Origin of the sequence: Coprococcus intestinalis, from assembly GCF_023656595.1 — a bacterium.
In the GTDB taxonomy this organism is placed as follows: domain Bacteria; phylum Bacillota; class Clostridia; order Lachnospirales; family Lachnospiraceae; genus Coprococcus_A; species Coprococcus_A intestinihominis.
This window is the reverse complement of the sequence record NZ_JAMOKJ010000013.1, coordinates 1-25,086: the sequence shown is the minus strand read 5'-3', so window position 1 is coordinate 25,086 and position 25,086 is coordinate 1. Positions and strand designations below refer to the sequence as shown.

22 protein-coding genes and 1 riboswitch are annotated in these 25,086 nt (G+C 43.2%); of the genes, 12 read left to right on the top strand and 10 right to left on the bottom strand.

Annotation, left to right across the window (positions count from 1 at the left end):
* Positions 1-34: 34 nt before the first annotated feature.
* Positions 35-131: riboswitch (TPP riboswitch) on the bottom strand.
* Between the two features lie 175 nt (positions 132-306).
* Positions 307-1,218: a LysR family transcriptional regulator gene (locus NBH03_RS10345; RefSeq protein ID WP_250799532.1), complete on the top strand. Its 912-nt coding sequence runs from the start codon at positions 307-309 to the stop codon at positions 1,216-1,218.
* 58 nt (positions 1,219-1,276) lie between these two features.
* Here NBH03_RS10345 and atpC read toward each other — a convergent pair whose 3' ends face one another.
* From atpC to moaC, 10 genes are all read right to left on the bottom strand, one after another.
* Complete coding sequence (gene atpC / locus NBH03_RS10340) at positions 1,277-1,702, bottom strand: ATP synthase F1 subunit epsilon (RefSeq protein ID WP_215689773.1); 426 nt, start codon at positions 1,700-1,702, stop codon at positions 1,277-1,279.
* Positions 1,703-1,719: 17 nt separating this feature from the next.
* On the bottom strand, positions 1,720-3,120 hold the full coding sequence (atpD, locus tag NBH03_RS10335) for a F0F1 ATP synthase subunit beta (RefSeq protein WP_178440060.1): 1,401 nt from the start codon (positions 3,118-3,120) through the stop codon (positions 1,720-1,722).
* 15 nt (positions 3,121-3,135) lie between these two features.
* Positions 3,136-4,032 carry an ATP synthase F1 subunit gamma gene (gene atpG / locus NBH03_RS10330; protein ID WP_250799531.1) on the bottom strand — a complete coding sequence of 299 codons (897 nt, stop codon included), beginning with the start codon at positions 4,030-4,032 and terminating at the stop codon, positions 3,136-3,138.
* Positions 4,033-4,055: 23 nt separating this feature from the next.
* Positions 4,056-5,558 (bottom strand): F0F1 ATP synthase subunit alpha, encoded by a 1,503-nt coding sequence (gene atpA, locus NBH03_RS10325; protein ID WP_250799530.1) that lies wholly within the window; start codon positions 5,556-5,558, stop codon positions 4,056-4,058.
* 21 nt (positions 5,559-5,579) lie between these two features.
* Positions 5,580-6,098, bottom strand: a complete 519-nt coding sequence (gene atpH, locus NBH03_RS10320) for an ATP synthase F1 subunit delta (protein ID WP_250799529.1) — start codon at positions 6,096-6,098, stop codon at positions 5,580-5,582.
* Positions 6,076-6,528, bottom strand: coding sequence for a F0F1 ATP synthase subunit B (atpF, locus tag NBH03_RS10315; protein ID WP_250799528.1), 453 nt, complete (start codon positions 6,526-6,528; stop codon positions 6,076-6,078). The genes atpH and atpF overlap by 23 nt, the downstream gene beginning before the upstream one ends.
* A 57-nt stretch (positions 6,529-6,585) precedes the next feature.
* On the bottom strand, positions 6,586-6,816 hold the full coding sequence (gene atpE, locus NBH03_RS10310; protein WP_015513717.1) for an ATP synthase F0 subunit C: 231 nt from the start codon (positions 6,814-6,816) through the stop codon (positions 6,586-6,588).
* A gap of 44 nt (positions 6,817-6,860) precedes the next feature.
* Entirely contained in the window at positions 6,861-7,547 is a 687-nt protein-coding gene (locus NBH03_RS10305; RefSeq protein WP_215689777.1) for a F0F1 ATP synthase subunit A, read from the bottom strand.
* Between the two features lie 394 nt (positions 7,548-7,941).
* Complete coding sequence (locus tag NBH03_RS10300; protein WP_250799527.1) at positions 7,942-8,379, bottom strand: MOSC domain-containing protein; 438 nt, start codon at positions 8,377-8,379, stop codon at positions 7,942-7,944.
* 235 nt (positions 8,380-8,614) lie between these two features.
* On the bottom strand, positions 8,615-9,088 hold the full coding sequence (gene moaC, locus NBH03_RS10295) for a cyclic pyranopterin monophosphate synthase MoaC (RefSeq protein WP_117528314.1): 474 nt from the start codon (positions 9,086-9,088) through the stop codon (positions 8,615-8,617).
* Between the two features lie 242 nt (positions 9,089-9,330).
* Between moaC and NBH03_RS10290 the strand changes: the two genes are divergently transcribed.
* From NBH03_RS10290 to NBH03_RS10240, 11 genes are all read left to right on the top strand, one after another.
* The gene (locus tag NBH03_RS10290; protein WP_250799526.1) at positions 9,331-10,506 is read left to right on the top strand and encodes a CobW family GTP-binding protein; all 1,176 of its coding nucleotides are present in this window, start codon (positions 9,331-9,333) and stop codon (positions 10,504-10,506) included.
* A gap of 442 nt (positions 10,507-10,948) precedes the next feature.
* On the top strand, positions 10,949-11,899 hold the full coding sequence (locus NBH03_RS10285) for a TIGR03943 family putative permease subunit (protein WP_015513725.1): 951 nt from the start codon (positions 10,949-10,951) through the stop codon (positions 11,897-11,899).
* Positions 11,900-12,004: 105 nt separating this feature from the next.
* Complete coding sequence (gene selD, locus NBH03_RS10280; RefSeq protein WP_250799591.1) at positions 12,005-13,036, top strand: selenide, water dikinase SelD; 1,032 nt, start codon at positions 12,005-12,007, stop codon at positions 13,034-13,036.
* 40 nt (positions 13,037-13,076) lie between these two features.
* Positions 13,077-13,709, top strand: a complete 633-nt coding sequence (yedF, locus tag NBH03_RS10275; RefSeq protein ID WP_250799525.1) for a sulfurtransferase-like selenium metabolism protein YedF — start codon at positions 13,077-13,079, stop codon at positions 13,707-13,709.
* A gap of 42 nt (positions 13,710-13,751) precedes the next feature.
* Complete coding sequence (locus NBH03_RS10270; protein WP_250799524.1) at positions 13,752-13,988, top strand: putative Se/S carrier protein; 237 nt, start codon at positions 13,752-13,754, stop codon at positions 13,986-13,988.
* A 176-nt stretch (positions 13,989-14,164) separates the two neighbouring features.
* Positions 14,165-14,587: a 30S ribosomal protein S12 gene (rpsL, locus tag NBH03_RS10265; RefSeq protein ID WP_015513728.1), complete on the top strand. Its 423-nt coding sequence runs from the start codon at positions 14,165-14,167 to the stop codon at positions 14,585-14,587.
* Positions 14,588-14,745: 158 nt separating this feature from the next.
* Positions 14,746-15,216, top strand: a complete 471-nt coding sequence (gene rpsG / locus NBH03_RS10260; RefSeq protein WP_178440010.1) for a 30S ribosomal protein S7 — start codon at positions 14,746-14,748, stop codon at positions 15,214-15,216.
* A 44-nt stretch (positions 15,217-15,260) separates the two neighbouring features.
* On the top strand, positions 15,261-17,378 hold the full coding sequence (gene fusA, locus NBH03_RS10255) for an elongation factor G (RefSeq protein WP_250799523.1): 2,118 nt from the start codon (positions 15,261-15,263) through the stop codon (positions 17,376-17,378).
* 170 nt (positions 17,379-17,548) lie between these two features.
* On the top strand, positions 17,549-18,736 hold the full coding sequence (gene tuf / locus NBH03_RS10250) for an elongation factor Tu (RefSeq protein ID WP_215689782.1): 1,188 nt from the start codon (positions 17,549-17,551) through the stop codon (positions 18,734-18,736).
* Between the two features lie 211 nt (positions 18,737-18,947).
* Complete coding sequence (locus NBH03_RS10245; protein WP_250799522.1) at positions 18,948-19,958, top strand: response regulator transcription factor; 1,011 nt, start codon at positions 18,948-18,950, stop codon at positions 19,956-19,958.
* A 174-nt stretch (positions 19,959-20,132) separates the two neighbouring features.
* Positions 20,133-24,575 (top strand): Spy0128 family protein, encoded by a 4,443-nt coding sequence (locus NBH03_RS10240; RefSeq protein WP_250799521.1) that lies wholly within the window; start codon positions 20,133-20,135, stop codon positions 24,573-24,575.
* Positions 24,576-25,086 lie beyond the last annotated feature (511 nt).

The following is a 25,086-nucleotide window of genomic DNA, read 5'->3' as shown; positions in this document are numbered from 1 at the left end:
AGGCAATCAATCATCATAGCATATAACCATAAATAGTTCATTTACATTGCTTTCCTGCGTTGGGATTATCCACATCAAGTTCAAAGGGTCGGCACAGGCCTCTCAGCAATTAAGCACCCCTAGCAAATTCAGTTTTATTATACAGTATTTGTATACAAAAGTAAATAAAAAAATGAATTGATAAAGAAAGTTATTGTCTGTTTGCGAATTTTGTTTTATACTTTGCGTTATGAGTAGGTTAAGGAGAAATAGATCAAAGTAATATAACATCAAGCAAGGCTTGAATATTAGAGAGGAATTGACAGAATGAATCTTGATTACTACAAAACCTTTTATTATGTGGCTTTGAGTAAGAATTTTACGAAAGCTGCAGAGCTTCTTGGCAATAATCAGCCTAATGTAACCCGTTCGATGAATAATCTGGAGGCGGAGCTTGGATGCCGGCTATTTGCGAGAAGCAACAGAGGGGTATCGTTGACACCGATTGGAGAACAACTATTTCAGTATGTGTCAGCAGCCATGAATAATCTGGAACAGGGAGAAGAGGAGATTAAGAAGACGCTGAATATTGAGAATGGGCTTGTGACTATAGGAAGTAGTGAGACGGCTTTAAGGTTAATGCTTTTGGAGCGATTAGGCAGTTTTCATGAAGAACATCCGAAAATCCATTTTCGAATTTCCAGTTATTCTACACCGCAGACTATACAGGCACTAAAAGAGGGCAAAATTGATTTTGCTGTGATTTCCACACCGGTGGACATAAAGAAACCGCTTCATAAAACACCGCTGATGACTTTTCAGGATGTTTTAATCGGCGGCTCGAAGTACAGAGAGCTGGCATCGAAGACGCGCAGTCTCAATGAATTGATGAGCTATCCATTTGTCTCACTTCCCCCGGAGACTGGGACAAGAATGTTTTATACACAGTATTTTATGAATCAGCATTTATCTTTTCATCCGGAGATTGAGGTGGCAGCCACAGACCAGATTCGTCTGATGGTTCGCTATAATCTGGGTATCGGTTTTTGCCCGGATGACCTGGCAGCAGATTACATTGCAAGGGGAGAGGTGTGCCAGATCCATCTTCAGGAAGAAATCCCAAAACGCCAGATTTGTCTGGTGACGGATGAATCAAAGGTATTAAGCTCTGCAGCCCGGAAGCTGAGAGATGCACTGGCAGCGGATGCCAGCTACAGGCCTTTTTTCTGTGATTGCTGAAGCGAAAGAACGTGTATAAAAAGAAAGAGTATATAGCTATTGAAGAGACAGCCGCCGGTTAAATACGGATCTTGCCGGCTGTCTGTCTTGATGTTTTCAAACGAGCCATGGCTCTGGCCAGTGAAGCGCTGGAATGGTAGTATTCCTGAATACTCTGTTTCTGACGCAGCTGTTCCAGAGCCCTTTCTTTGGCTTCTTCGGCACGGCGAACATCGATTTCTTCCGGTTTTTCTGCACTTTCTGTCAGCAAAATGACACGGTTGTTGGCAATCTGGACGAAACCGCGGCCAACATAACCGATATGCCAGGTACCGTCTTCCGTTTTATAACGCATTTCTCCGTCCGTGACGGCAATAACCATGGATTCATGGTGGGCTAAAACCTCTTTTTCACCGTCAAAAGCGGGAACGATCAGAGAGAGGCAGGGACCTTCATAGAAGACCCTGTCTGCTGCGATGATTCGCAGATTATACATATCACTCATTAGAAACGCCTGCCTTTCTATTTGACAGAAGCCTGCATTTTTTCAGCTGCACGTTTCACATCATCGATGGTGCCAACGTTAAAGAACGCATTTTCAGGGTAATCATCCATTTCACCGCTGATAATGGCTTTAAAACCACGAATGGTTTCTTCAATAGGTACATAAACACCTTTGATGCCTGTGAAGTTTTCTGCCACGTGGAATGGCTGAGAAAGGAATTTCTGGATCTTACGGGCACGATAAACGGTAATCTTATCTTCATCGGACAATTCTTCCATACCCAGGATAGCGATGATATCCTGAAGATCTTTGTAGCTCTGAAGAATTTCCTGTACCTTTCTGGCAACTTCATAATGTTCCTCACCGACGATATCCGGTTCAAGAATTCGTGAGGAGGATTCAAGAGGATCGACGGCCGGATAAATGCCCTGTTCTACAATTTTTCTTGAAAGAACAGTTGTGGCATCCAGATGGGCAAATGTTGTTGCAGGAGCAGGGTCCGTTAAGTCATCGGCAGGGACATAAACGGCCTGTACAGATGTAACAGCGCCATTTTTTGTGGAAGCGATTCTTTCCTGAAGTTCACCCATTTCAGTAGCCAATGTCGGCTGATAACCAACGGCAGAAGGCATACGGCCAAGCAGCGCAGACACCTCGGAACCTGCCTGGGAGAAACGGAAGATATTATCGATGAACAGAAGGACATTTCGGTGCTCCTGATCACGGAAATATTCAGCCATTGTCAGACCGGTTTCAGCGACACGCATTCTGGCCCCAGGCGGTTCATTCATCTGACCAAACACCAGGGCTGTTTTTTCAAGAACACCTGAAGCTTTCATTTCGGACCAAAGGTCGTTGCCTTCACGGGAACGTTCACCAACACCGGTGAAGATAGAGTAGCCACCCTGTTCAGCTGCGATATTACGGATCAGTTCCTGGATAAGGACTGTTTTACCAACACCGGCACCGCCGAACAGACCGATTTTACCGCCTCTGGCATATGGTGCCAGAAGATCGATAACTTTGATACCTGTTTCAAGCACTTCAGCTACAGGATTCTGATCTTCGAAAGCAGGAGGATCTCTGTGAATAGACCATTTCTCCACATCTTTTAATTCTTCGCCGCCATCAATGGTTTCACCTGTGACATTGAAAAGACGGCCAAGAGTCTGTTCGCCGACAGGAACTTTGATACCGCCGCCGGGAGCAATAACTTCCATATCACGGTAAAGACCTTCACTGGCGGAGAGCATAACACAGCGGACTGTGTGATTACCGATATGCTGTGAAACTTCCATGATACATTTCTGGCCATTATTATCAACTTCAAGGGCATCCTTGATATATGGAAGATCATCATCTTCGAATTCTACATCGACAACAGGTCCCATGACCTGTACAATTTTTCCTTTTTTCATATCGGACACCTCCTTTTAATTTTTTCCTTTTTTCTGAGCCTTGGCACCGGCAATGACCTCAGTGATTTCCTGAGTAATAGCGGCCTGTCGGGCTCTGTTATAAAGTGTTCCAAGCTCCTGAAGAATAGCAGATGCGTTATCAGCGGCAGCCTGCATCGCCATCAGACGGGCATTCTGCTCACTGGCATAAGCTTCTACAAGGGCACTGTAAATATAACCGACGATATAATCCGGTACGATCTGTCCCATGACGGCTTCTGGTGACGGTTTCATGGCGATGTGTTCCATCGGAAGATCGACGGGGATATCTTTGATCATGAAATCCGGACGTTCAAGGGGAAGAAGACGCATGAACTGTGCTTCTTCTGTCATGGCATTTTTCATGCTTGTGTAGACCAGATAGATTTCATCTACCTTTTTTGTACGATAAGCATCGATCAGTGTTTCAGAAATATTTCTGGCACGGCTTAATGTCGGATTCTGAATGGTATAGTGGAACTGGTGGGCAATCGGTATTTTTTTCTGTTGGAAATAATGTCTGCCGATTTCACCAATGACATACAATTTTGCGTTTTTATCGTTTTGAATATGCTCTTCAGCCAGCTTGAGGATATTGTGGTTGTAGGCACCGGCCATACCTTTATCCGCAGTGACGACCACATAGGCACGGCGAATGGTATTCTCATCTATGACAGCATTCGGATCACGGAAGTATTCTGAATGCATTTCAGGAAGATGACGAAGGATTCGGCTCATGGTAGACTGAAGGGTATAGAAATACGGCTCTGTATTCGCTAACGCTTTTTTTGCTCTTCTCAGTTTCGACGAGGAAATCATATACATGGCATTGGTGATTTTCATCGTGTCCTGTATACTTCTCATTCTGTCTCTGATTTCTCTGGCATTTGCCATATCAGATACGCCTCCTTCCTGTCTTACTGCTGTTTGAAGGCTTCAGCGGCTTCATCAATCTGCTTTTTCAGTTCATCTGTCAGCTGACCACCTGTCTGAATGGCTTCACATATATCTGCATGCTGCAGATCAAACCATGCCAGAAGGTCATTCTGGAATTTCTTGACAGATTTGAGCTCCACATCATCAAAGTAACCTTTGTTAGCCAGATGAAGGGTAATAACCTGCTGGTTCAGCTGAAGCGGTTTACCGAGCGGCTGCTTCAAAAGCTCAAGAAGGGCATGGCCGTGTTTTAACTGTTGCTTTGTAATATCATCCAGATCAGATGCGAACTGGGTGAAAACTTCCATCTCACGATACTGCGCCAGATCGATACGGATACTGCCGGAAGCTTTCTTCATAGCGCTTGTCTGAGCAGCACCGCCGACACGGGATACAGACAGACCAACGCTGACGGCAGGACGCATACCTGAGAAAAACAGATGGCTTTCAAGGAAAATCTGACCATCTGTAATGGAAATAACATTGGTTGGAATATAAGCGGATAAGTCACCGGCCTGTGTCTCAATAATAGGGAGGGCTGTTAATGATCCGCCGCCAAGTTTTTCACTGAGTCTGCTAGCACGTTCCAGAAGACGGGAATGCAGATAGAACACATCACCTGGATAAGCTTCACGTCCGGGAGAACGCTCCAGCAAAAGGGAGATGGCTCTGTATGCAACGGCATGTTTGCTCAGATCATCATAGACGATCAGGGCATCTTGTCCTTTGTACATAAAGTATTCTGCCAGTGCTGTACCTGCGTATGGTGCGATGTACTGAAGAGAAGAGGAGTCGCTGGCCATGGAAGCCAGAACGATGGTATATTCCATGGCACCATGTTTTTCCAGGTTGTTGACAACTCTTGCAACGGTAGAAGCTTTCTGACCGATGGCAACATAGACACAAACAACGCCTTTGCCTTTCTGGTTGATGATTGTATCTTCTGCAATAGAAGTTTTACCTGTCTGACGGTCACCGATGATCAATTCACGTTGACCACGGCCGATTGGGAACATGGAGTCAATGGAAAGGATACCTGTTTCCAATGGTGTATCAACAGGCTGACGATCAATGATCGCCGGTGCCGGTTCCTCGATGGCACGATATTCAGTGGAAGTAATATCACCTTTGCCATCGATAGGTTCACCCAGGGCGTTGACAACTCTTCCTTTAAAGGCATCACCGACGGGAATGCCGGCTCTTTTGCCTGTACGGATGACCTTGCAGCCTTCACGAATGGATTCGTCGTGGCCAAAAAGGATACAACCGATTTCATTTCGACGGATATTCTGTACCATACCTTTGACGCCGCCATCGAAGACAACGATTTCGCCGTACATCGCATGGTCGATACCGTAAACTGTGGCAATACCATCGCCGACCCAGATGACTTCACCGGTCTCTTTGGCTTCATTGTCCCAGTCGTAATTTTCTATTTCATTTTTTATAATCGATATAATATCGTCTGCACTAATGACACTCACATTATCACCTCTTTCAGAGTTTTAAATCTGTCCAACGGCATCCTTCAGCTGACGGATGCGTGCTGCAAATGTCCAATCGTATTCTTCGTTGCCGATACGGATGCGCACACCGCCCAGGAGAGAAGGATTTATGCTGATCTGATAAATCAGTTTTTTGTCGGGATACTTCCGTGAGAGGAAAGCTTTTATTTCATTTTCTTTTTCAGGGGATGGTGTTTCGGCAAAAACACATTCAACCCGTACACGGTTATGAGAAGTATCCCAGATTTTCTGCCATTCAGCATAGATGTCTGCCAGTTCTTCAATTCCGCCGTCATTGCACATGACCTTGTAAAAGTTGATCAGATGGCGGGGGAGACCGGAGCCGTCGAAGACGCGTTCAATCAGATGATGTTTTTTCTCAGATGTCACAAGAGGACTCCGAAGAACGTTCAAAAGTGCAGGAACTTTTTCTGTGATCTCACGGGCAGTCTGAAGTTCTTCAGATGTAATACCCAGCTCATACAGAACAATTGCATTATTTACCGCTCTTTGCGTCATACTGATCACCTGTCATAATAATTTTCTTTGCAGCCAGCATGGCAATATCCATGATCTGTGACTGCAGTTCTTTCTTGGCATTTGCCTGTTCTTTTTCAATATCTTCACGGGCCTGAGCCAGCATTTTGACTCTTTCAGCCTCTGTATCAGCAATCGCCTTGCTGTGTTCTTTTTCGGAACGAACACGGGCAGCTGCGATAATATCGGCGGCCTGTTCTTTAGCAGTGTCAAGCTGCTGCTCATAGTCGGTTTTCATTTTGTTGGCTTCATCCTGCGTTTTCTGTGCAGCATTAAATTGCTGCCTGATCATTTCGTTTCGCTGCTCGATCACACCCATAACCGGCTTGATCAGAAAATGCCGAAGTGCAACAAAAAGGACAAGGACATTGACGACGGTCCAGAAGATTGTCCAGGGTTCCAAACTTAACATAGCTGCACCTGCCTCTCATTCTTACTGTTCCATAAGTTCTATTAAATATCGCAATAATTATTTCAGGAAAAGAATGATCAACAGGGCAATAACGAAACCGTAAATAGCTGTTGCTTCGGCAAGGGCACAACCAAGAAGCAAAGATTTACTGATTTTGCTTTCTGCTTCAGGCTGTCTTGCGATAGCGTCTACTGCGGAAGAAGTTGCTTTACCGATACCAACACCGGCACCAATACCTGTTAATACTGCAATACCTGCACCAATTGCTACGAATAATGTTGCTGACATAATAACTCGCTCCTTTTCTTTTAAAATTGACGGATCATTGAGGATCAGTCGATAGCTTCTTTAATAAATAATGCGGTCAGGAATACAAAAACGTATGCCTGGATCAGCCCGTCGAATATATCGAAGTAGCAGCTGAATACCGCCGGCAGGATGGCCGGGACGACCATCTTCAGCAATTCCATAATGACAAACGAGCCAAGAACGTTGCCGAATAATCGCATACATAATGAAAGCGGTCTGATGAAAATCTCAAGGATGTTGATCGGTAAAATGACAACCATCGGTTCTGCGAAGCTTTTCAGCCAGCCGCGGCCGCCTTTAGCCAAAACACCAGACAGCTCGATCAAAATGATGCTGAGAATTGCCAGTGAAGCCGTTACATTGATATCCTTTGTCGGTGGTTTGAAACCGAGAATGCCGATGAGATTGGCAATACCGATATAAATTCCCACACTCATTAAATAAGGAATAAAACGTTTGCCTTTCTCGCCAAGGATATCTTCGAAGAAGCTATAAATACCACTGACAGCCGTTTCAAGAAGCAGCTGTCCTTTACCTGGGTTTGTGACCTTCAGGTTTCTGACAAAAATCGCACACAGGAGAATCACAACAGCCATGATTAACCATGTTACAAAAACTGATTCAGCCACCGGTATGCCGCCGAAAATCGGAATCGTAAAAGCTGTATCACAGTTTAATTCTTCCATGAGATTTTTTACCAGCTCATCCATATTTATTCACTTCCTTTTCACTTCCCTCTCGGGCTGTTCACAATTTTAGCCTCGTCAAAGGCAATTGTCAAATGTCGAAAAAATAATGAAAATTCACAAATTGAACACAGCTTTGTGGATATTATGCCCTAAAAGTGTGTTTAAGTTGTATTTGAAACTGGTAAAATTTGATTAACGGTCTGTAGAAGAGAATTAATTTTCTCCCATTTGACGTATATTAGAATTATGAAACTTTATGGAATATAATCATGATACATCTTTGATATGTCAGAATTGTTTGAAGAATAGTAGACAAATAAGAAAAGTGTGTCGGAAATCTTACACACTTTTCTGTAAAAAAATAAAAATTGTGAATGGCTTAAAGGGTAAAATCCTTGAGGAAGAACACAAAAACTTACAGAACAGAAATGCTGTCTCCTATATGGATGGTTCCTTCTTTGATGACTTTGGTAAAAATTCCCTGGGTAGGCATGATGCACTTGCCTACTTTCTGCTGAATGGCACATCCTTTGTGGCATTCCTTGCCAATCTGGGTAACTTCCTGAATGGTTTCACCAATCTGAAGACGAGTGCCCACAGGCAGTTCATAGAGACAGATGTCCTTTGTTGTCAGATTTTCTGCAAATTGCCCCGGCGTCAGGTCTTCAACACCCATTTCAGTCATGATGTCGATACTCTCCTGAGCCAGAAGGCTGATCTGGCGGTGCCAGTTGCCGGCGTGGGCGTCCCCGACAATGCCGTGATCGCATTTGCAGATGGCAGTGTCAACAGGGGTTTTAACCACACCTTTTTCTTTGGATATGTTAATAGATGTAATAGTGCCTTTGATCATATGTTGATAACCTCGTTTTCGTTGATTAGGTATATTTTACTGTAACTGTTCAGAGCTAACCTCCAAAATGCTACGCATTTCGTCGGTGTGGCGTATCCGCCAAATAAAATTTAAAAAACAGTCTTAAAAATGCAAGCATTTTATACCTGTTTTTTGAAATTTTGCTTGGCTCTGAACAGTTACATTTTACTTTTATTTGCACAAAGAAGCTAAATGTCCGGTGATATGCGGAGGGTTACTGCTGTGTGAAATGGCCGGATTTGCCGCCGTCTTTCTCAATCACCCGCAGATTTGTGATATGCATGCCACGGTCTATAGCTTTGCACATGTCATAAATGGTCAGTGCAGCAGCTGAAACGGCATGCAGGGCTTCCATTTCCACGCCGGTCTGGCCGGTTGTTTTGACGGAGGCCTTGATGTGGACGGCATTTTCCTCTGTGTCGGTCTCAAAATGGATATCAATGCCTGACAGCATCAGAGGATGGCACATCGGGATGATTGCGGATGTCTGTTTGGCAGCCATAATGCCGGCTACCTGGGCGACAGCCAGTACATCGCCTTTCTTGATCTGTCCGTCGATGATAGCCTGTAAGGTCTCCGGCTGCATATAAATACTGCCGGCGGCCACAGCGATTCGATGCGTGATGGCTTTCTCGGAGACATCCACCATTCGGGCACGTCCCTGGTCATTGATATGTGTAAGAGGCATAAAAACCTTCTCCCTTCAATAGATATGTTGAAATTCGATAGCTGCAATATAGACCATTATAGCTGAAATGAGAAGAAAAATCAAAAAATTTCATAAACTTTAGCGCAATGGTATTGATTTTATAAAAGGGACGCTTTAAAATAGGAAGATGCGGGATAAGATGTCTTGTCAGCAGGACAGAATCCTGTATGTTTTTGACGTTGACAGAAGATGATTGATAGATGAAGAAGGAGGCATGCCTTATGGCAAAGATCGATATTATTTCCGGTTTCCTTGGAGCAGGAAAGACAACACTGATTAAGAAGCTTCTTAGCGAAGCATTAAAGGGACAGCAGGTTGTCCTGATTGAGAATGAATTTGGTGAAATCGGCATTGACGGCGGATTTTTAAAGGATGCAGGTGTGAACATCACAGAGATGAACTCCGGTTGTATCTGCTGCTCACTGGTTGGTGATTTTGGTACAGCGCTGAAAGATGTGATCACGAAGTTTAATCCTGACAGGATCATCATTGAACCATCAGGTGTCGGCAAGTTATCAGATGTTATCAAAGCCGTTCAGGGTGTGGCAGAAGATGCACCGATTGAACTGAACAGCCTTGTAACAGTTGCAGATGCCAACAAGTGCAAGATGTATATGAAGAACTTCGGTGAGTTCTACAACAACCAGGTTGAGAGCGCACACACCATCGTGCTCAGTCGTACCCAGAATATGAAGCAGGACAAGTTGGAAGCCTGTGTTGCTATGATCAGAGAACACAACAAGGACGCGGCAGTGATCACAACACCTTGGGATGAACTGACAGGTGAACAGCTTTTAGCGGCTATGGAGAAACCGGTGTCTCTGGCTGATATGGTGATGGCTGAAGAGGATATCTGTCCTGTATGCGGCGGCCACCATGATCACGACCATAATGATCACGATCATGAGCATGAACATGAACACCATCATGACCACGATGACCACGATCATGAACATGAACACCATCATGACCACGATGACCACGATCATGAGCATGAACATCATCATGATCACGATGACCACGATCATGAACATGAACATCATCACGACCATGATCATGACGATCATTGCGGATGCGGTCATGACCACGATCATGATCACCATCACCACCATCACGCAGATGAAGTCTTCACAAGCTGGGGCAAAGAGACACCTCGTAAGTATACAAAGGAAGAAGTGGAGACAATTCTGAAGGCGCTTTCCGCTGACAACAATGAATACGGTATTATCCTTCGTGCAAAGGGTATGCTGCCAAGCCAGGACGGTACATGGATATACTTCGATATGGTTCCTGAAGAATACGAGATCCGTGAAGGCCAGCCGGAATATACAGGCCGTCTTTGTGTCATCGGCTCCAAGATTGATGAGACTAAGCTTGAGAAGCTGTTTATGCTTTAATCACAGCTGATAATCCTATAAAGTCACATATAAAAGACAGATATCCAATAAAAAGTTGCATATCTGTCTTTTTTATTTACGCGAGCAACGATCCAAAGTCCGTGCTTGCACGAGACCTTGGTGTTGCTAAGCGCCAGTGGCGCTTGTTTAGCAACGACCGAAACGGAGTGTAGAGGCCGCGATAACTATGAGAAACTCGCGGAGCGTGTTTCTCATAGTTTGATTTTATTTTTTTACATACATGGGGAAAAGGGAGAAGGCAAAGAAAATCCATATCGTTCATAAAAAAATTCTCCCTTTTATCTAAAATATAAAGAGGCTGTTGTTATAATGAATCAGGCATTATAGCAGCAGCCCTTTTCGACTTGAATTTCATAGATTTATTTGATATGATAATGAATAGCAAAAGAAATATGAATAAATAGAAAGTTTGGTGATAGAAATGGATAAACTGGAAGTACCGGTATACCTGATAACAGGTTTCCTTGAGAGCGGTAAGACTTCTTTCCTTCAGGAAATCTTTGAAAGTGGTGAATTTGCGGATGGTGAGAGAGGGCTTTTGATCTCTTGTGAGGAAGGCGAAGTTGAACTTGATGAGAAGGCAACACTGGCCTGCAAGATTGATACTGTAACACTGGATGAGGAAGAGGAACTGACGGCAGATTTTCTTGAGAACTGCAAGAATGTTTACAAACCGAAGCGGGTTTTTGTGGAATACAACGGCATGTGGGACCCGGATACAATTCTCAGCGTGGATATGCCAAGAGGATGGGAGATTTATCAGATTGTGACTATGATCGATGCAAGTACCTTTGCTGTTTATCTGAATAACATGAAGTCCATTATCGGCAATATGATCAAGTGTACAGAGCTGGTTATCTTCAACAGATGTTCTGAAGAACAGGATCTGCCGATGTTCAGAAGAAATCTGAAGGCTTTGAATTCCAATGTCCAGATGATGTTTGAACACAAGGACGGCCGAATGATCGAACTGGGCAAGGATATCCCGCCATATGATCTGAATGCACCGATCATTGACATTACAGATGATGATTACGGCATCTGGTATATGGATGCGGCAGATGACAAGGATCGCTATGAAGGCAAAACCGTTCGCTTTACAGCAAGGATCATGAAGAACCGTAAATTGCCGAAGAATTTCTGTGTACCAGGCCGTAAAGCCATGACATGCTGTGCGGAGGATATTCGTTTTATCGGTTTTTTGTGTAAATACCCGGAACTTGATAATTTAAAGAATGGTGATTGGGTGACACTGACAGCCAATATGCATTATGAACGCAGAAGAGAATACGGCGGTGTAGGTCCTGTGCTTTATGCAACAGAGGTTGTAGAATGCGCAGCACCGGAAGATGAATTAGTTTATTTTAATTAACAGAGTAAAGGGACTGCATATATGCGGTTCCTTTATCTTAAGCAGAATACCCTTTGGCATGTCTTTAAATGCGTGCCTGAAGGGGGAGAAGGTGTGGCTATTAATATGGAAGAAAAAATTGTTTTCTGCAAAGGCGGCGGATGTACCGCCAAGCTCGGTGCGGGGGTTCTGAGCCGTGTACTGGAAAAACTTCCGAGGGGGGAACAGGATTCATCACTGCTTGTGGGGTATGACAGCAGGGATGATGCTGCGGTATACAAGATTTCTGATGATACGGCCATTGTGCTGACATTGGATTTCTTTCCACCGATGGTGGATGATCCTTATACATTCGGACAGATTGCTGCTGCCAATGCGCTCAGCGATATTTATGCCATGGGCGGGGAGGTCAAGACAGCGCTGAATATCGTCTGCTTTCCAGAGAAGATGGATTTGAATATTCTGGGTGAGATTATGAGAGGCGGTTCAGAGAAGGTCATAGAAGCCGGTGGCACATTGGCCGGTGGTCATTCTATCGCAGACAGCGATGTGAAATACGGCTTGTCTGTTATGGGAGTGGTTCATCCGGACAGAGTATTGGCCAATAATCAGGGTCAGCCCGGGGATAAGCTGATTTTGACTAAGAAGCTGGGGGTTGGCATTATCTGTACGGCTAACCGGGTTGGCGAAGCATCTGAGGCAGCCATGTATGAAGCAATCAGGTCCATGACAACCTTGAATAAATATGCGTCGGAGATCTGCAGAAAATACGATGTGCATGCCTGTACAGATGTCACTGGGTTTAGTTTCCTGGGGCACCTGCATGAAATGTTGGATGGTAAGTTGAACTGCCATATCGACGCTTCAAAAGTACCGGTCATTGAAGAGGCCCATCGTCATGCGAACGAATTTCTACTGACAGCGGCCGGTCAGCGCAACAGAAATCACACAGGCCCATTTGTCGAGTTCAGAAATATTCCATTCTCTATGGAAGAAATCCTGTTCGACCCGCAGACATCAGGAGGCCTTCTGGCAGCCGTCAAAGCCGAACAGGCAGAGACACTGGAAGCTGAATTACAAAATGCAGGCCTTCCGGCGAAGATTGTCGGAACATTGTTGGAAAAGAATAGTGAGGCGCCTGAAATAGTTGTAGAATAAATCACCGGGCCAATATGAGCAAATCAAGGAGGAAACTATTATGTTAAAAGTCGTTAATGCCATGGGTGATGCATGCCCGATCCCTGTTGTTAAGACAAAAAATGCCATTAAAGAATTAAGTGGTGCAGGAATGGTAGAAACACTGGTAGACAATGAAATTGCCGTCCAGAATCTGACAAAGATGGCACAGCAGAAGAACTATGGCGTCCGTTCAGAAAAACTGGGCGAGAACCAGTACAGAGTGATTATGACCATCGGAGAATCAGCGGATGAGGCAGGAGTTGAAGCTGATGAAGAAGTAAGGGCAGAAGAAACCGGTATACCGGACGGAAGAAAGGGCAATAAAGTCGTTGTTATTTCATCTTCCTGTATGGGCAGCGGGGATGATACCCTTGGTGCGGCTTTAATGAAAGGTTTCATTTATGCATTGTCCCAGCAGGATGAACTTCCAAAGACAATTCTGTTCTATAATGGCGGTGCAAAACTGACATGTGAAGAGGCACCGATGCTGGAAGATTTGATGTCGCTTGAAGCAAATGGTGTGGAAATCCTGACATGTGGTACCTGCCTGAATCATTACGGTCTGACAGAGAAACTGAAAGTCGGCGGCGTGACCAATATGTATGTGATCACTGAGAAAATGATGCAGGCGGATCTGATCGTTAAACCATAATTTAAAATATAGAATCATGGAAGAACAGGATGGCGGTGTATCGTGCGTCAAAAGAAGAATTATATGATATTGACATTTAAGACTACAACGGCAGCTATGGCCATGGAGAAGAAGTGCAACGAGGAGGGGATTCCGGGACGGCTGATTCCGCTCCCGGGAGAAATCAGCGCCGGATGTGGACTGTCCTGGCGGACATTGCCGGAGGAGTATGAGACATACAAAGACAAGATTATGTCCTTGGATATTCCGGTGGAACAAACTGTCGAAGTGCGGATATAAAACAGAAAAATACAGGATGACAAAAGACAATCGTCGTATGTTGAGAAAATTTAAAGAAAAATTCTTGACAAGGATGATTGCCTTTGTTATAATATGCAAGTGTGCGCAATAGGCGTGTATACACCGTTATGTAAATGACGGCAACCAGTTCATTTTATTACCAGGAGGTGAAAATAATGCCAACATTTAACCAGTTAGTAAGAAAAGGAAGACAGACTGTTGAGAAGAAATCTACAGCTCCTGCTCTGCAGAAGAGCTACAACTCTCTTCACAAGAAAGCAACAGACTTATCATCACCACAGAAGAGAGGTGTATGTACAGCTGTTAAGACAGCTACTCCTAAAAAACCTAACTCAGCTCTTAGAAAGATCGCCAGAGTTCGTTTATCAAACGGAATCGAAGTAACAAGCTACATCCCAGGTGAAGGTCACAACCTTCAGGAGCATAGCGTTGTACTGATCAGAGGTGGTCGTGTAAAGGACTTACCAGGTACAAGATACCATATCATCAGAGGTACACTTGATACTGCAGGTGTTGCTAAGAGAAGACAGGCCCGTTCTAAATACGGTGCTAAGAGACCAAAGGACGCTAAGAAATAAGAGTTTCACAGGTTTATACTATTTGCGACGAATGTAGCATTATTTTACCGCAATGAATATAAGGTTGCGATTAAAGATAGATATACAATTCGAGCGCGAACACATAGTCAGACTACGTGAGTACCCAAGATTGAATAATCTATAAGGAGGGAAGTAACGTGCCAAGAAAAGGACATATCCAGAAAAGAGACGTATTGGCTGATCCGATTTACAACAGCAAAGTCGTAACAAAGCTTGTCAACAACATCATGCTTGACGGTAAGAAAGGCGTTGCTCAGAAGATCGTATACGGCGCATTTAATAGAATTTCTGAAAAGACAGGCAAGGAAGCTCTCGAAGTTTTCGAAGAAGCTATGAACAACATCATGCCTGTTCTTGAAGTAAAAGCAAGACGTATCGGTGGTGCCACATATCAGGTGCCTATCGAGGTTAGACCAGAGAGAAGACAGGCTCTTGCTCTCAGATGGTTAACAGTATATTCTCGTAAGAGAGGCGAAAAGACTCAGGAAGAGAGACTTGCCAACGAGATTATGGATGCTGCAAACAACACTGGTGCAGCAGTTAAGAAAAAAGAAGACATGCACAAAATGGCAGAAGCAAACAAAGCTTTCGCTCATTACAGATGGTAGTCTGTTTTTAGCGACTGCTTAGCTGAGAAAAGGAGGAATTATCCTTGGCTGGAAGAGAATATCCATTAGAGAGAACCAGAAATATTGGTATTATGGCTCATATCGATGCTGGTAAAACAACAACAACTGAGCGTATCTTATATTACACTGGTATTAACTACAAGATTGGTGATACTCATGACGGTACTGCAACTATGGACTGGATGGCCCAGGAGCAGGAACGTGGTATCACAATTACTTCCGCTGCTACAACATGTCACTGGACACTTCAGGATCACTGCAAGCCAAAGGCAGGTGCTTTAGAGCATCGTATCAACATCATTGATACACCAGGACACGTAGACTTCACAGTTGAAGTTGAACGTTCCCTTCGTGTACTTGATGGTGCTGTAGGTGTCTTCTGTGCCAAAGGTGGTGTTGAGCCTCAGTCCGAAAACGTATGGCGTCAGGCTGACACATACAACGTACCTAGAATGGCTTTCATCAACAAGATGGATATTCTTGGTGCTGATTTCTACAGTGCTGTTGAGCAGATCAAGACAAGATTAGGTAAGAATGCTATCTGCATTCAGCTCCCAATCGGTAAGGAAGATGAATTCAAAGGTATCATTGACCTTTTTGAAATGCAGGCTTATATCTACAATGATGAAAAGGGTGACGATATTTCTATCGTTGATATCCCAGAAGATATGGTCGAAGATGCAGAACTTTATCATACAGAATTAGTTGAGAAGATCTGCGAATTAGATGACGATCTGATGATGGCTTACCTTGAAGGTGAAGAACCATCTAATGATCAGTTAAAAGCTGTATTAAGAAAAGCTACATGCGAATGTACAGCTGTTCCTGTTTGCTGTGGTACAGCTTACAGAAACAAAGGTGTTCAGAAGCTCCTTGATGCAATCATCGAGTATATGCCATCTCCATTAGATATCCCACCAATCAAGGGTACTGATTTAGATGGTAACGAGGTTGTAAGACATTCTTCTGATGAAGAACCTTTCTCCGCTCTTGCATTCAAGATCATGACAGACCCATTCGTTGGTAAGCTGGCATTCTTCCGTGTATATTCCGGTACTCTGAATTCCGGTTCTTATACACTGAACGCAACAAAGGACAAGAAAGAACGTGTTGGTCGTATCCTTCAGATGCATGCCAACAAGAGAAAAGAGCTGGATAAGGTTTACTCCGGTGATATTGCAGCTGCTGTAGGTTTCAAGTTTACAACAACTGGTGATACAATCTGTGATGAACAGCATCCGGTTATTCTGGAATCCATGGAATTCCCAGAACCTGTTATCGAGCTTGCTATCGAGCCTAAGACAAAAGCAGGCCAGGGCAAGATGGGTGAAGCTTTAGCAAAACTTGCTGAAGAAGATCCTACATTCAGAGCTCATACAGATCAGGAAACAGGCCAGACAATCATTGCCGGTATGGGCGAGCTCCATCTGGAAATCATTGTTGACCGTCTGCTTCGTGAATTTAAAGTAGAGGCAAACGTTGGTGCACCTCAGGTTGCATACAAAGAAACATTTACAAAAGCCGTTGATGTAGACAGCAAATATGCTAAACAGTCCGGTGGTCGTGGTCAGTATGGTCACTGTAAAGTTCACTTTGAGCCAATGGATGCCAATGGTGAAGAACTCTTCAAGTTCGATTCTACAGTCGTAGGTGGTGCTATTCCTAAGGAATACATCCCAGCTGTCGGCGAAGGTATCGAAGAAGCTGCTAAAGCTGGTATCCTCGGCGGATTCCCTGTACTTGGTATCCATGCAACAGTATACGATGGTTCTTACCATGAAGTCGATTCAAGTGAAATGGCATTCCACATTGCTGGTTCCATGGCTTTCAAGGAAGCTATGCACAAAGCAGGCGCTGTTCTTCTTGAGCCGATCATGAAAGTTGAAGTTACAATGCCTGAAGAATACATGGGCGATATCATCGGCGACCTGAACTCACGTCGTGGTCGTATCGAAGGTATGGAAGATATCGGTGGTGGTAAGATGGTTAAAGCATATGTACCACTTTCTGAAATGTTCGGTTATTCTACAGACCTGCGTTCAAGAACACAGGGCCGTGGTAACTACTCCATGTTCTTCGAGAAATACGAACCAGTTCCGAAGTCAATTCAGGAAAAGGTATTAAACAACAAAGATAAATAAATTATCCTTGCTGTGTACAGGTATTGTACAGCTTTTAAATACGAAAATATTTTAAAATAGGCTTGAATATATGCTGTAAATGCAATATAATCGTAATTAGCCGAGCAAAAATAATAAAAATCTGCCTCTCCCGAACGGGGGAGAGGCGCCTATAAAAGGAGGACGTTAAAATGGCTAAAGCTAAGTTTGACAGAAGCAAACCACATTGTAATATCGGTACAATTGGACACGTTGACCACGGTAAAACAACTTTAACAGCTGCTATCACAAGAGTATTAGCAGAAAGAGTACCTGGTAACGAAAAAGTAGATTTCGAAAACATCGATAAAGCTCCAGAAGAAAGAGAACGTGGTATCACAATCTCTACAGCTCACGTTGAGTACCAGACAGCAAAACGTCATTACGCTCACGTAGACTGCCCAGGACATGCCGATTATGTAAAGAACATGATCACAGGTGCTGCTCAGATGGATGGTGCTATCCTTGTTGTAGCTGCTACTGATGGTGTTATGGCTCAGACAAAAGAGCATATCCTTCTTTCCCGTCAGGTAGGCGTACCTTACATCGTTGTATTCATGAACAAATGTGATATGGTAGACGATGAAGAACTCCTTGAATTAGTAGAAATGGAAATCACAGAAGTTCTTGAAGAATATGACTTCACAGATTGCCCAATCATCAAAGGTTCCGCTCTTAAGGCTCTTGAAGATCCAAACGGCGAATGGGGCGACAAGATCATGGAACTTATGGATACAGTAGATAGCTATATCCCAGATCCACAGCGTGATACAGATAAGCCATTCCTTATGCCAGTCGAAGACGTATTCTCTATCACAGGTCGTGGTACAGTTGCTACAGGCCGTGTAGAAAGAGGTGTTCTGCATCTTTCTGATGAAGTAGAAATCGTTGGTGTTAAAGAAGAAACACGTAAAGTAGTTGTAACTGGTATCGAAATGTTCCGTAAACTCCTTGACGAAGCTCAGGCTGGTGATAACATCGGTTGTCTTCTTCGTGGTGTTCAGAGAAATGAAATCGAAAGAGGACAGGTCCTCGCTAAACCAGGTACAGTACACCCACACAAGAAATTCACAGCTCAGGTTTACGTACTGACAAAAGACGAAGGTGGTCGTCATACACCATTCTTCAACAACTACCGTCCACAGTTCTACTTCAGAACAACAGATATCACAGGCGTTATCACTCTTCCAGAAGGTACAGAAATGTGCATGCCTGGTGATAACGTAGAAATGACAATCGAACTGATCCACCCAATCGCTATGGAACAGGGTCTTACATTCGCTATCCGTGAAGGTGGCCGTACTGTAGGTTCAGGTCGTGTTGCTACAATCATCGAATAATATTCGCTAAGCAATGAGCAATGCAAATCCAACGAATGATGAGTTGTGCATTGCGAGTATAACGCGCATATCGTATATAAATGAGTGTCAGGAGTACACTCTGTGTCCAAACGTAAGATGCCCCGGAACCGTAAGGTTTCCGGGGTTTTTCTGTTGTGTGGAACGTTGGAATAATGTTGAAAAAGTAATTTTACAAGAAGTGATGAAAGAAATGAAACTATCTGACAGAGTCATCCTTCCTTTGGTTGGAAGTGCATTTCAACCGGGAAAGGCAGCAGAAGCAATTGAAAAAATAGAAGATAAGGAATTGGCGCAGATTGCACAGGGAGAATATTATTTTTTCTCAGCGCAGGCGGAAAAATGTGTGGAGACGGTAAAAGATTATCTGGATCACGATGATGTGATGCTCCGGCTATCGGCGGATATGCTTTATACATTTGCGAATCTGACACTTGGAAATCCGCAGGCAGCACAGTGTACAAGGGAAGATGTACAGCAGTGTCTGACTCGTGCAATGCAGATGGACGCATCTGTGGATGTAAAGGCAGCCTGCCTATTCGCATTTTATGTAATCAGCATATTTCTTTATATACCGCCGGAGGAAGGAACACCACCGCTTCAGCAGTATATTCCATATCTGCCAATCGGACAGCGGTTATTTGCGGTGAGCCTTCTGGCGCATGAGATTTATCTGAAACAGGATTATGCTAAGGCAAAAGGTGTTGTGCAGGGCGCATTTTTGATGGCAGACGGAGTTTACCCGATCGCCATGATTTATCTGGGCTGTGTGCAGGCAATGTGTCAGATTAATCTGAAAGAACAAGAGGAGGCGATTCAGACGATGACCCAGGCATGGGAGCGGTCGAGACTTGATAAATTCATGGAACCATTTATCGAGTATCACGGTTTGCTTCAGGGCGTTCTGGAAGTCTGTATCCGAAAAAAAGAGCCGGAAATGTACAAGAAGCTGGTAGATGGTGTACTTGCATTCAGCCGTGGATGGATGAAGATTCACAATCCCAAGATGCAAAAGGCAGTGACGGATCTTTTGAGCCCCCTGGAATATTCCATTGCCATGCTGGCGTGCAGGGACTGGACGAACCAGGAAATTGCAGAACATCTGGGATTGTCCGTGAACACGGTTAAACACTATGTCTCCGGAATATTGGAAAAACTACAGATTGATAAACGTGATAAGATTAAAGATTTTGTAAATCAATAGAATAATAAGATACGAAAAAGTGCCTGTTTTACGTGGATTATGTAAAAAGGCACTTTTTTTGCCTGAAAAGAGCCTGTAAAGGTGAACAGTGTGGAGATAAAATAGTTAGAAGAAATAAGATATTTACTTTCATGTATTAAGAATATCAGAGTAGATCAGGGAGGATACAGGAAGATGAAAAAGATTACACAAGTCATCACATTTATCATGATTGTGGTTATGTTGTTCGGTCTTGGACAGCAGCAGGTAAATGCGGCAGACAATATTACAAAAAGTACAGTGGCGGATAGTGAGACGATCAACAACTGGCATGCGGCAAATGCCTTTGATGACAGTACAAAAAATGTGGGACGCATATGGACGGACAAATCTGTATCCACAGGGGACGTCACACTTACAGGCAGACAGGATGAGCCGCAATCAGCTACAATAAAGAAATGTGCAGATTCTGACTTTCTGGTGGGTCTTTCTGCGCTTTCTGCCACTGCTAAAATAGTGGGAGAGACAACAGTTCCGTTGGATATTGTGCTGGTACTGGACGTATCAGGAAGTATGGAAGATCCTGCTGGACTGACAGACCGTACGAAACGGATAGACCGGCTTAAAGAAGCTGTGAATGATTTTATTGATAGTTCTGCAAAGGAAAATGATAAAAGAGCTGATGAAAATAAGCAGAGCCGGATTGCAGTTATAAAATTTGCTGGAGAAGAGAGTGACAAGATTGGAAATGAAACATATCGTAAGGGTCAATATTCGTACAATTATACGCAGGTCGTCAGTGGATATAAGGCATATACGAGTAGTGATAAATCAGAATTGCAAAATAAGGTGAACGCACTCAGGCCGGCTGGTGCTACTTTAGCAGATAATGCTATGGAGCTGACACAGAAGCTTGTGAATCAAAGCAAAACCGATGAAGCGAGTAATGAAAACCGAAAAAATGTGAAACGGGTAGTCATATTTTTTACAGATGGAGTGCCGGCAAGCGTTAGCAACTTTGATAAAGATGTAGCAGAAAGAGCAATAAAATCAGCAAAATCAATAAAGAAAGATGCGGATATTTATACAATTGGTATATTTAACAATGCAGATGCAAAAATCACAGGACATACAGGAGATGGAGAATGGACGGATATAGAAAAGGCCAATGCATTTATGCATGGACTTTCCAGCAATTATCCAAATGCAGAAAGTTATGATAATCTTGGAACCCGTGCAAAAGACAGTAATGGAAATGATGCAACATATTATAAAGCGACAGATGCCTCAAGTTTGAAAGATATTTTTAATCAGATTGGAGATGAAATCATCTCCTCAGACCAATCCCCGACTGAGGTGGGAAAAGGTGAGAATCCAAGCCAGGCAGGCTATATAACAATTACAGACCAGCTTGGAGATTACATGCAGGTAGATGATATCAACACCCTGGTATATGCAAACAAGTTATTCACAGATGCTAAAGTAAGTGAAACGACAGAAAATAACAAAAAAATTGTAACATATACTTTTAAAGAGGATATCCCGGATACAAATCATGTATATCCGGAAGGAAATCTTAAGGATATCCGGATTACAGTGGAAAAGACAATTGAAGATGATCAACTGCAGACAGGAGATATTGTTACGGTTCAGATTCCTGCAAATCTGATTCCACTTCGATATTATGAAGTCAACAGAGATGGCAGTATGAGTATTGATGAGACATATCCGATGCGGCTGTTTTATGATGTGAGTTTGAAAGACGGTGTAGCTGACAAGCTGAAAAATCCAGATGCACAGATGAAGGCTTATATCAACGCTAATAAGAATGAAAATAATCAGGTATATTTCTACAGTAATCAGTATGATAAGACCCAGAGTGGGGGAGAATCTGGCGGCGTGGGTGCATATGTAAAATTCGTACCGGCGGCAACAAATGACTTTTATTATTTCCAGAATGATACGGTATTATATACAGACGAAGCCTGCAAGAATTCTGTGACAGATTCCATCGACACCAGTGGGGCAGCAATGTATTATTATCAGCGGGATTATTATGAACAGGGAAATAATGGCAAAGCTGTAAGCAGGAGTAATACAGTAATGATTCCGGGAAACAGTAATCTGTTACTGGGCAATTATGCAAAAAAGAATGCTGCAGGTGAGTATTACATTCCGGCAGGAACACCGAGAACAACAAGTTTGTCATCTTTTGCAGAAGATAAGGCAGAAGAATCAAATGTAACAGGAACAGCGTCACAATCCATCAAGCCTGTATGGAATAATCAGGATAAAAGTGTGACTGCATATCTTGGCAATAACGGACGCCTGGCCGTGGCTGTTCCTGATGCGCCGGTAACACTGATTGGAGATACGGCCCTTAGAGGAACAAAGACTCTTACAGGACGGGATATGAAGGAGAATGAAGCTTTTGAATTTACATTAACGGCGGGAGATGACAATACTCAGACAGCCATTCGGGACGGTGTGGTGACGATTGCGGAAAATGGAGACATAGCAGTTGTTGCAGGTGCAAAAGACGGTGAAACAAAAGAATTCCAGTTTGGCGATGTCACATTTACAAAAACAGGAACTTATACATTTGACATTAAGGAAAATGTTCCGCAGACACATGCAGGAGGCATGACTTACGACGCGCACACAACAAAAGTGAACGTCAATGTAGTGCGTGATACAGAAGATTTTGCAAAATTAAAAGCTTCCGTTGCTTATAATAGTGGCACAGCCGGAATTGCAACAGATAAGGTTACATTTGAAAACAGCTATAGCAGTTCTACAGAAGCAGAAGGCGGAACAAGTGCAGAAGTTATAGCGAACAAGATTCTGAACGGTCGGCCGCTGAAAGCAGGGGAATTTCAGTTTAAGCTGGCAACACGTCCAACAAATGGAAGTAATGGAACAGTGATCCAGGAAAAACAAAACCAGGAAAATGGAAATATTTCTTTTGATTCATTGACGTATAAAACGTCCAATACAGCAGCCGGAGATACTGCAATTGTACTTAGTCAGGCGGTAAGAGATGGCTATGCTGAAAAATCAACAGATCAGAATGGCAACACAGTATATACACTCAAGTATAGAATTTATGAGGAAGCGGCAGAAGGAACTCTTCAAAATGGAGTAAGCGCTGTAACGAACTTTTATGATTTTACGGTAACAGTAACAGATAATGGTAACGGTACGCTGACAGCAGTGACCAATTATCCGGAAGGCAAGGGTAAGTTTGAGTTTGTGAACCAGTACGGTGCTTCCGGTGTTCCGATGGAAATTACAGGAAGTAAAATTTTGTCATATGAAGAAGGGCTGACACCGGACAGTATTACAGGAAAATTCACATTTACACTGGAGGCTCTGACTGAAGGAGCTCCGATGCCGGAAAATACGACAGCCGTAAATGATGCGGCAGGTAATGTCAATTTCGGACAGATTACTTTTTCTCTTAGTCAGTTGGAAGGTGTGCCAACGGACGAGAATGGAACGAGAGCGAAGGAATTTGAATATAAGGTTACAGAATCCGGCAATGTTTCCGGTGTGACAAATGATACTGGTGCATCAACAGGCAAGACTTTCAACCTGACATTGCATGATGACGGGGAAGGGACTCTGACCGTGACAAGAAATCCGGCAGAGGAACCATTGTTCAGTTTTACGAATACTTATAACGTGAGTGAATTATCGAGCAGTGTCACGGACCAGGTTAAAGTTAATAAGAGTCTGACTGGAAAAGAACTAAAAGAGAAAGAGTTCCGTTTTGAACTACTAGAAGGAAGCAGTGTGATTGCAACAGGAACTAATGATGCAGACGGAAATGTAGCATTTGACAAGATTACATACACGAAACCGGGAAATCACCTTTACATGGTGCGTGAAGTGAATCAGGGAGAAACCGGAATTACCTACGATGATCAGACCTACATGATTCATACCAAGATTACAGATAATGGTGATGGAACGCTTAAGGCAGAACATCAGGTCCTGGCAGGAATCGGTGAAGATGACCAGATGATTCCAGCAGAAGGAAATGCAATTACTTTCCAAAATAGTTATAAGGCAGAACCGGCAAATATAACAATTGAAGCTGTCAAGAAACTGGAAGGAGGAACTCTGAAGGAAGGGCAGTTTACTTTCCAGCTTAAGGATAAAGATGGAAAAGCAGCTGCGGAGGTCAAAAATAAAAAAGATGGAGCAGTCCGTTTTGAAAATCTGACATTTGATTCAGAAGGTACTTATGAATACACGATTTCAGAAGTAAATGATAAACAGACCGGTGTTACATATGACGAAAATGTGCACAAGCTTACGGTCAGTGTGACAGATGATGGAAGTGGTGTGTTGTCGGCAAAAGTAAGTGGTGATAAAGCGATATTTACAAACATCTATAAAGCAACAGATGTGAAGACAGATCAAAAAACAGATATCGATACAAAACCAAAGACGCCGACAACAGATGCGAAGACAGATTCAAAAACAGATATCGATACAAAGCCAAAGATGCCGACAACAGATGCGAAGAATAAAGCTCCGGAGACGGGAGATAGCAGTTGTATGGCATTGTATCTGGTTCTGATGGTGATTGCAGCAATGTCAGGAGCGCTGGTATGTAAGAAGAAAAAATAAATAACAAAAGGGCGTATCGGTGCAGATATCAAGATTTTTTATTTCCTCCTCTCATGTGTAATACCTCTGGGAGGGGGATTTTTATAACCACATACCGAAGACTATGACAATTCAAACAACATAGATACAATATCATATAAAGTGTGTTAACATAAATTGTATGCCTTATGTATGTGCTTAAGAAGGAAATTAAATAAATTTTTAAAATTATCAAAAAAACTGTTGACAATTCAAAATAGGAGTGGTATCATAATCAAGCTGTCAGCGAGAACAACGCGAAACAGCACAGATTCCATCAGATCAAAAAGAAATTTGAAAATAAATGAAAAAAGTTGTTGACAAACTTCAAGAGATTTGATAAAATAGTTGAGTCGCTCAGAGAGCGGTACATGAACTTTGATAATTGAACAACAAAACAATCCCGAAAATTCCTAAAAAGAATTTTTAAGAACACAAACCAAAGTAAAACGGGAAGAGATAACAGCTAGCTGTGAATCTTAACCAAAATCAA

Coding starts and splice junctions, on each gene's coding strand:
- NBH03_RS10305 (WP_215689777.1), bottom strand. CDS start 7,547: ATGGATGAGCTGGTAAAAAATCTCATGGAAGAATTAAACTGTGATACA.
- NBH03_RS10290 (WP_250799526.1), top strand. CDS start 9,331: ATGGCAAAGATCGATATTATTTCCGGTTTCCTTGGAGCAGGAAAGACA.
- rpsL (WP_015513728.1), top strand. CDS start 14,165: ATGCCAACATTTAACCAGTTAGTAAGAAAAGGAAGACAGACTGTTGAG.
- atpE (WP_015513717.1), bottom strand. CDS start 6,816: ATGTCAGCAACATTATTCGTAGCAATTGGTGCAGGTATTGCAGTATTA.
- selD (WP_250799591.1), top strand. CDS start 12,005: ATGGAAGAAAAAATTGTTTTCTGCAAAGGCGGCGGATGTACCGCCAAG.
- NBH03_RS10345 (WP_250799532.1), top strand. CDS start 307: ATGAATCTTGATTACTACAAAACCTTTTATTATGTGGCTTTGAGTAAG.
- NBH03_RS10300 (WP_250799527.1), bottom strand. CDS start 8,379: ATGATCAAAGGCACTATTACATCTATTAACATATCCAAAGAAAAAGGT.
- atpF (WP_250799528.1), bottom strand. CDS start 6,528: ATGTTAAGTTTGGAACCCTGGACAATCTTCTGGACCGTCGTCAATGTC.
- atpG (WP_250799531.1), bottom strand. CDS start 4,032: ATGGCAAATGCCAGAGAAATCAGAGACAGAATGAGAAGTATACAGGAC.
- NBH03_RS10285 (WP_015513725.1), top strand. CDS start 10,949: ATGGATAAACTGGAAGTACCGGTATACCTGATAACAGGTTTCCTTGAG.
- NBH03_RS10240 (WP_250799521.1), top strand. CDS start 20,133: ATGAAAAAGATTACACAAGTCATCACATTTATCATGATTGTGGTTATG.
- atpD (WP_178440060.1), bottom strand. CDS start 3,120: ATGAAAAAAGGAAAAATTGTACAGGTCATGGGACCTGTTGTCGATGTA.
- moaC (WP_117528314.1), bottom strand. CDS start 9,088: ATGCCTCTTACACATATCAATGACCAGGGACGTGCCCGAATGGTGGAT.
- yedF (WP_250799525.1), top strand. CDS start 13,077: ATGTTAAAAGTCGTTAATGCCATGGGTGATGCATGCCCGATCCCTGTT.
- tuf (WP_215689782.1), top strand. CDS start 17,549: ATGGCTAAAGCTAAGTTTGACAGAAGCAAACCACATTGTAATATCGGT.
- atpH (WP_250799529.1), bottom strand. CDS start 6,098: ATGACGCAAAGAGCGGTAAATAATGCAATTGTTCTGTATGAGCTGGGT.
- NBH03_RS10245 (WP_250799522.1), top strand. CDS start 18,948: ATGAAACTATCTGACAGAGTCATCCTTCCTTTGGTTGGAAGTGCATTT.
- atpC (WP_215689773.1), bottom strand. CDS start 1,702: ATGAGTGATATGTATAATCTGCGAATCATCGCAGCAGACAGGGTCTTC.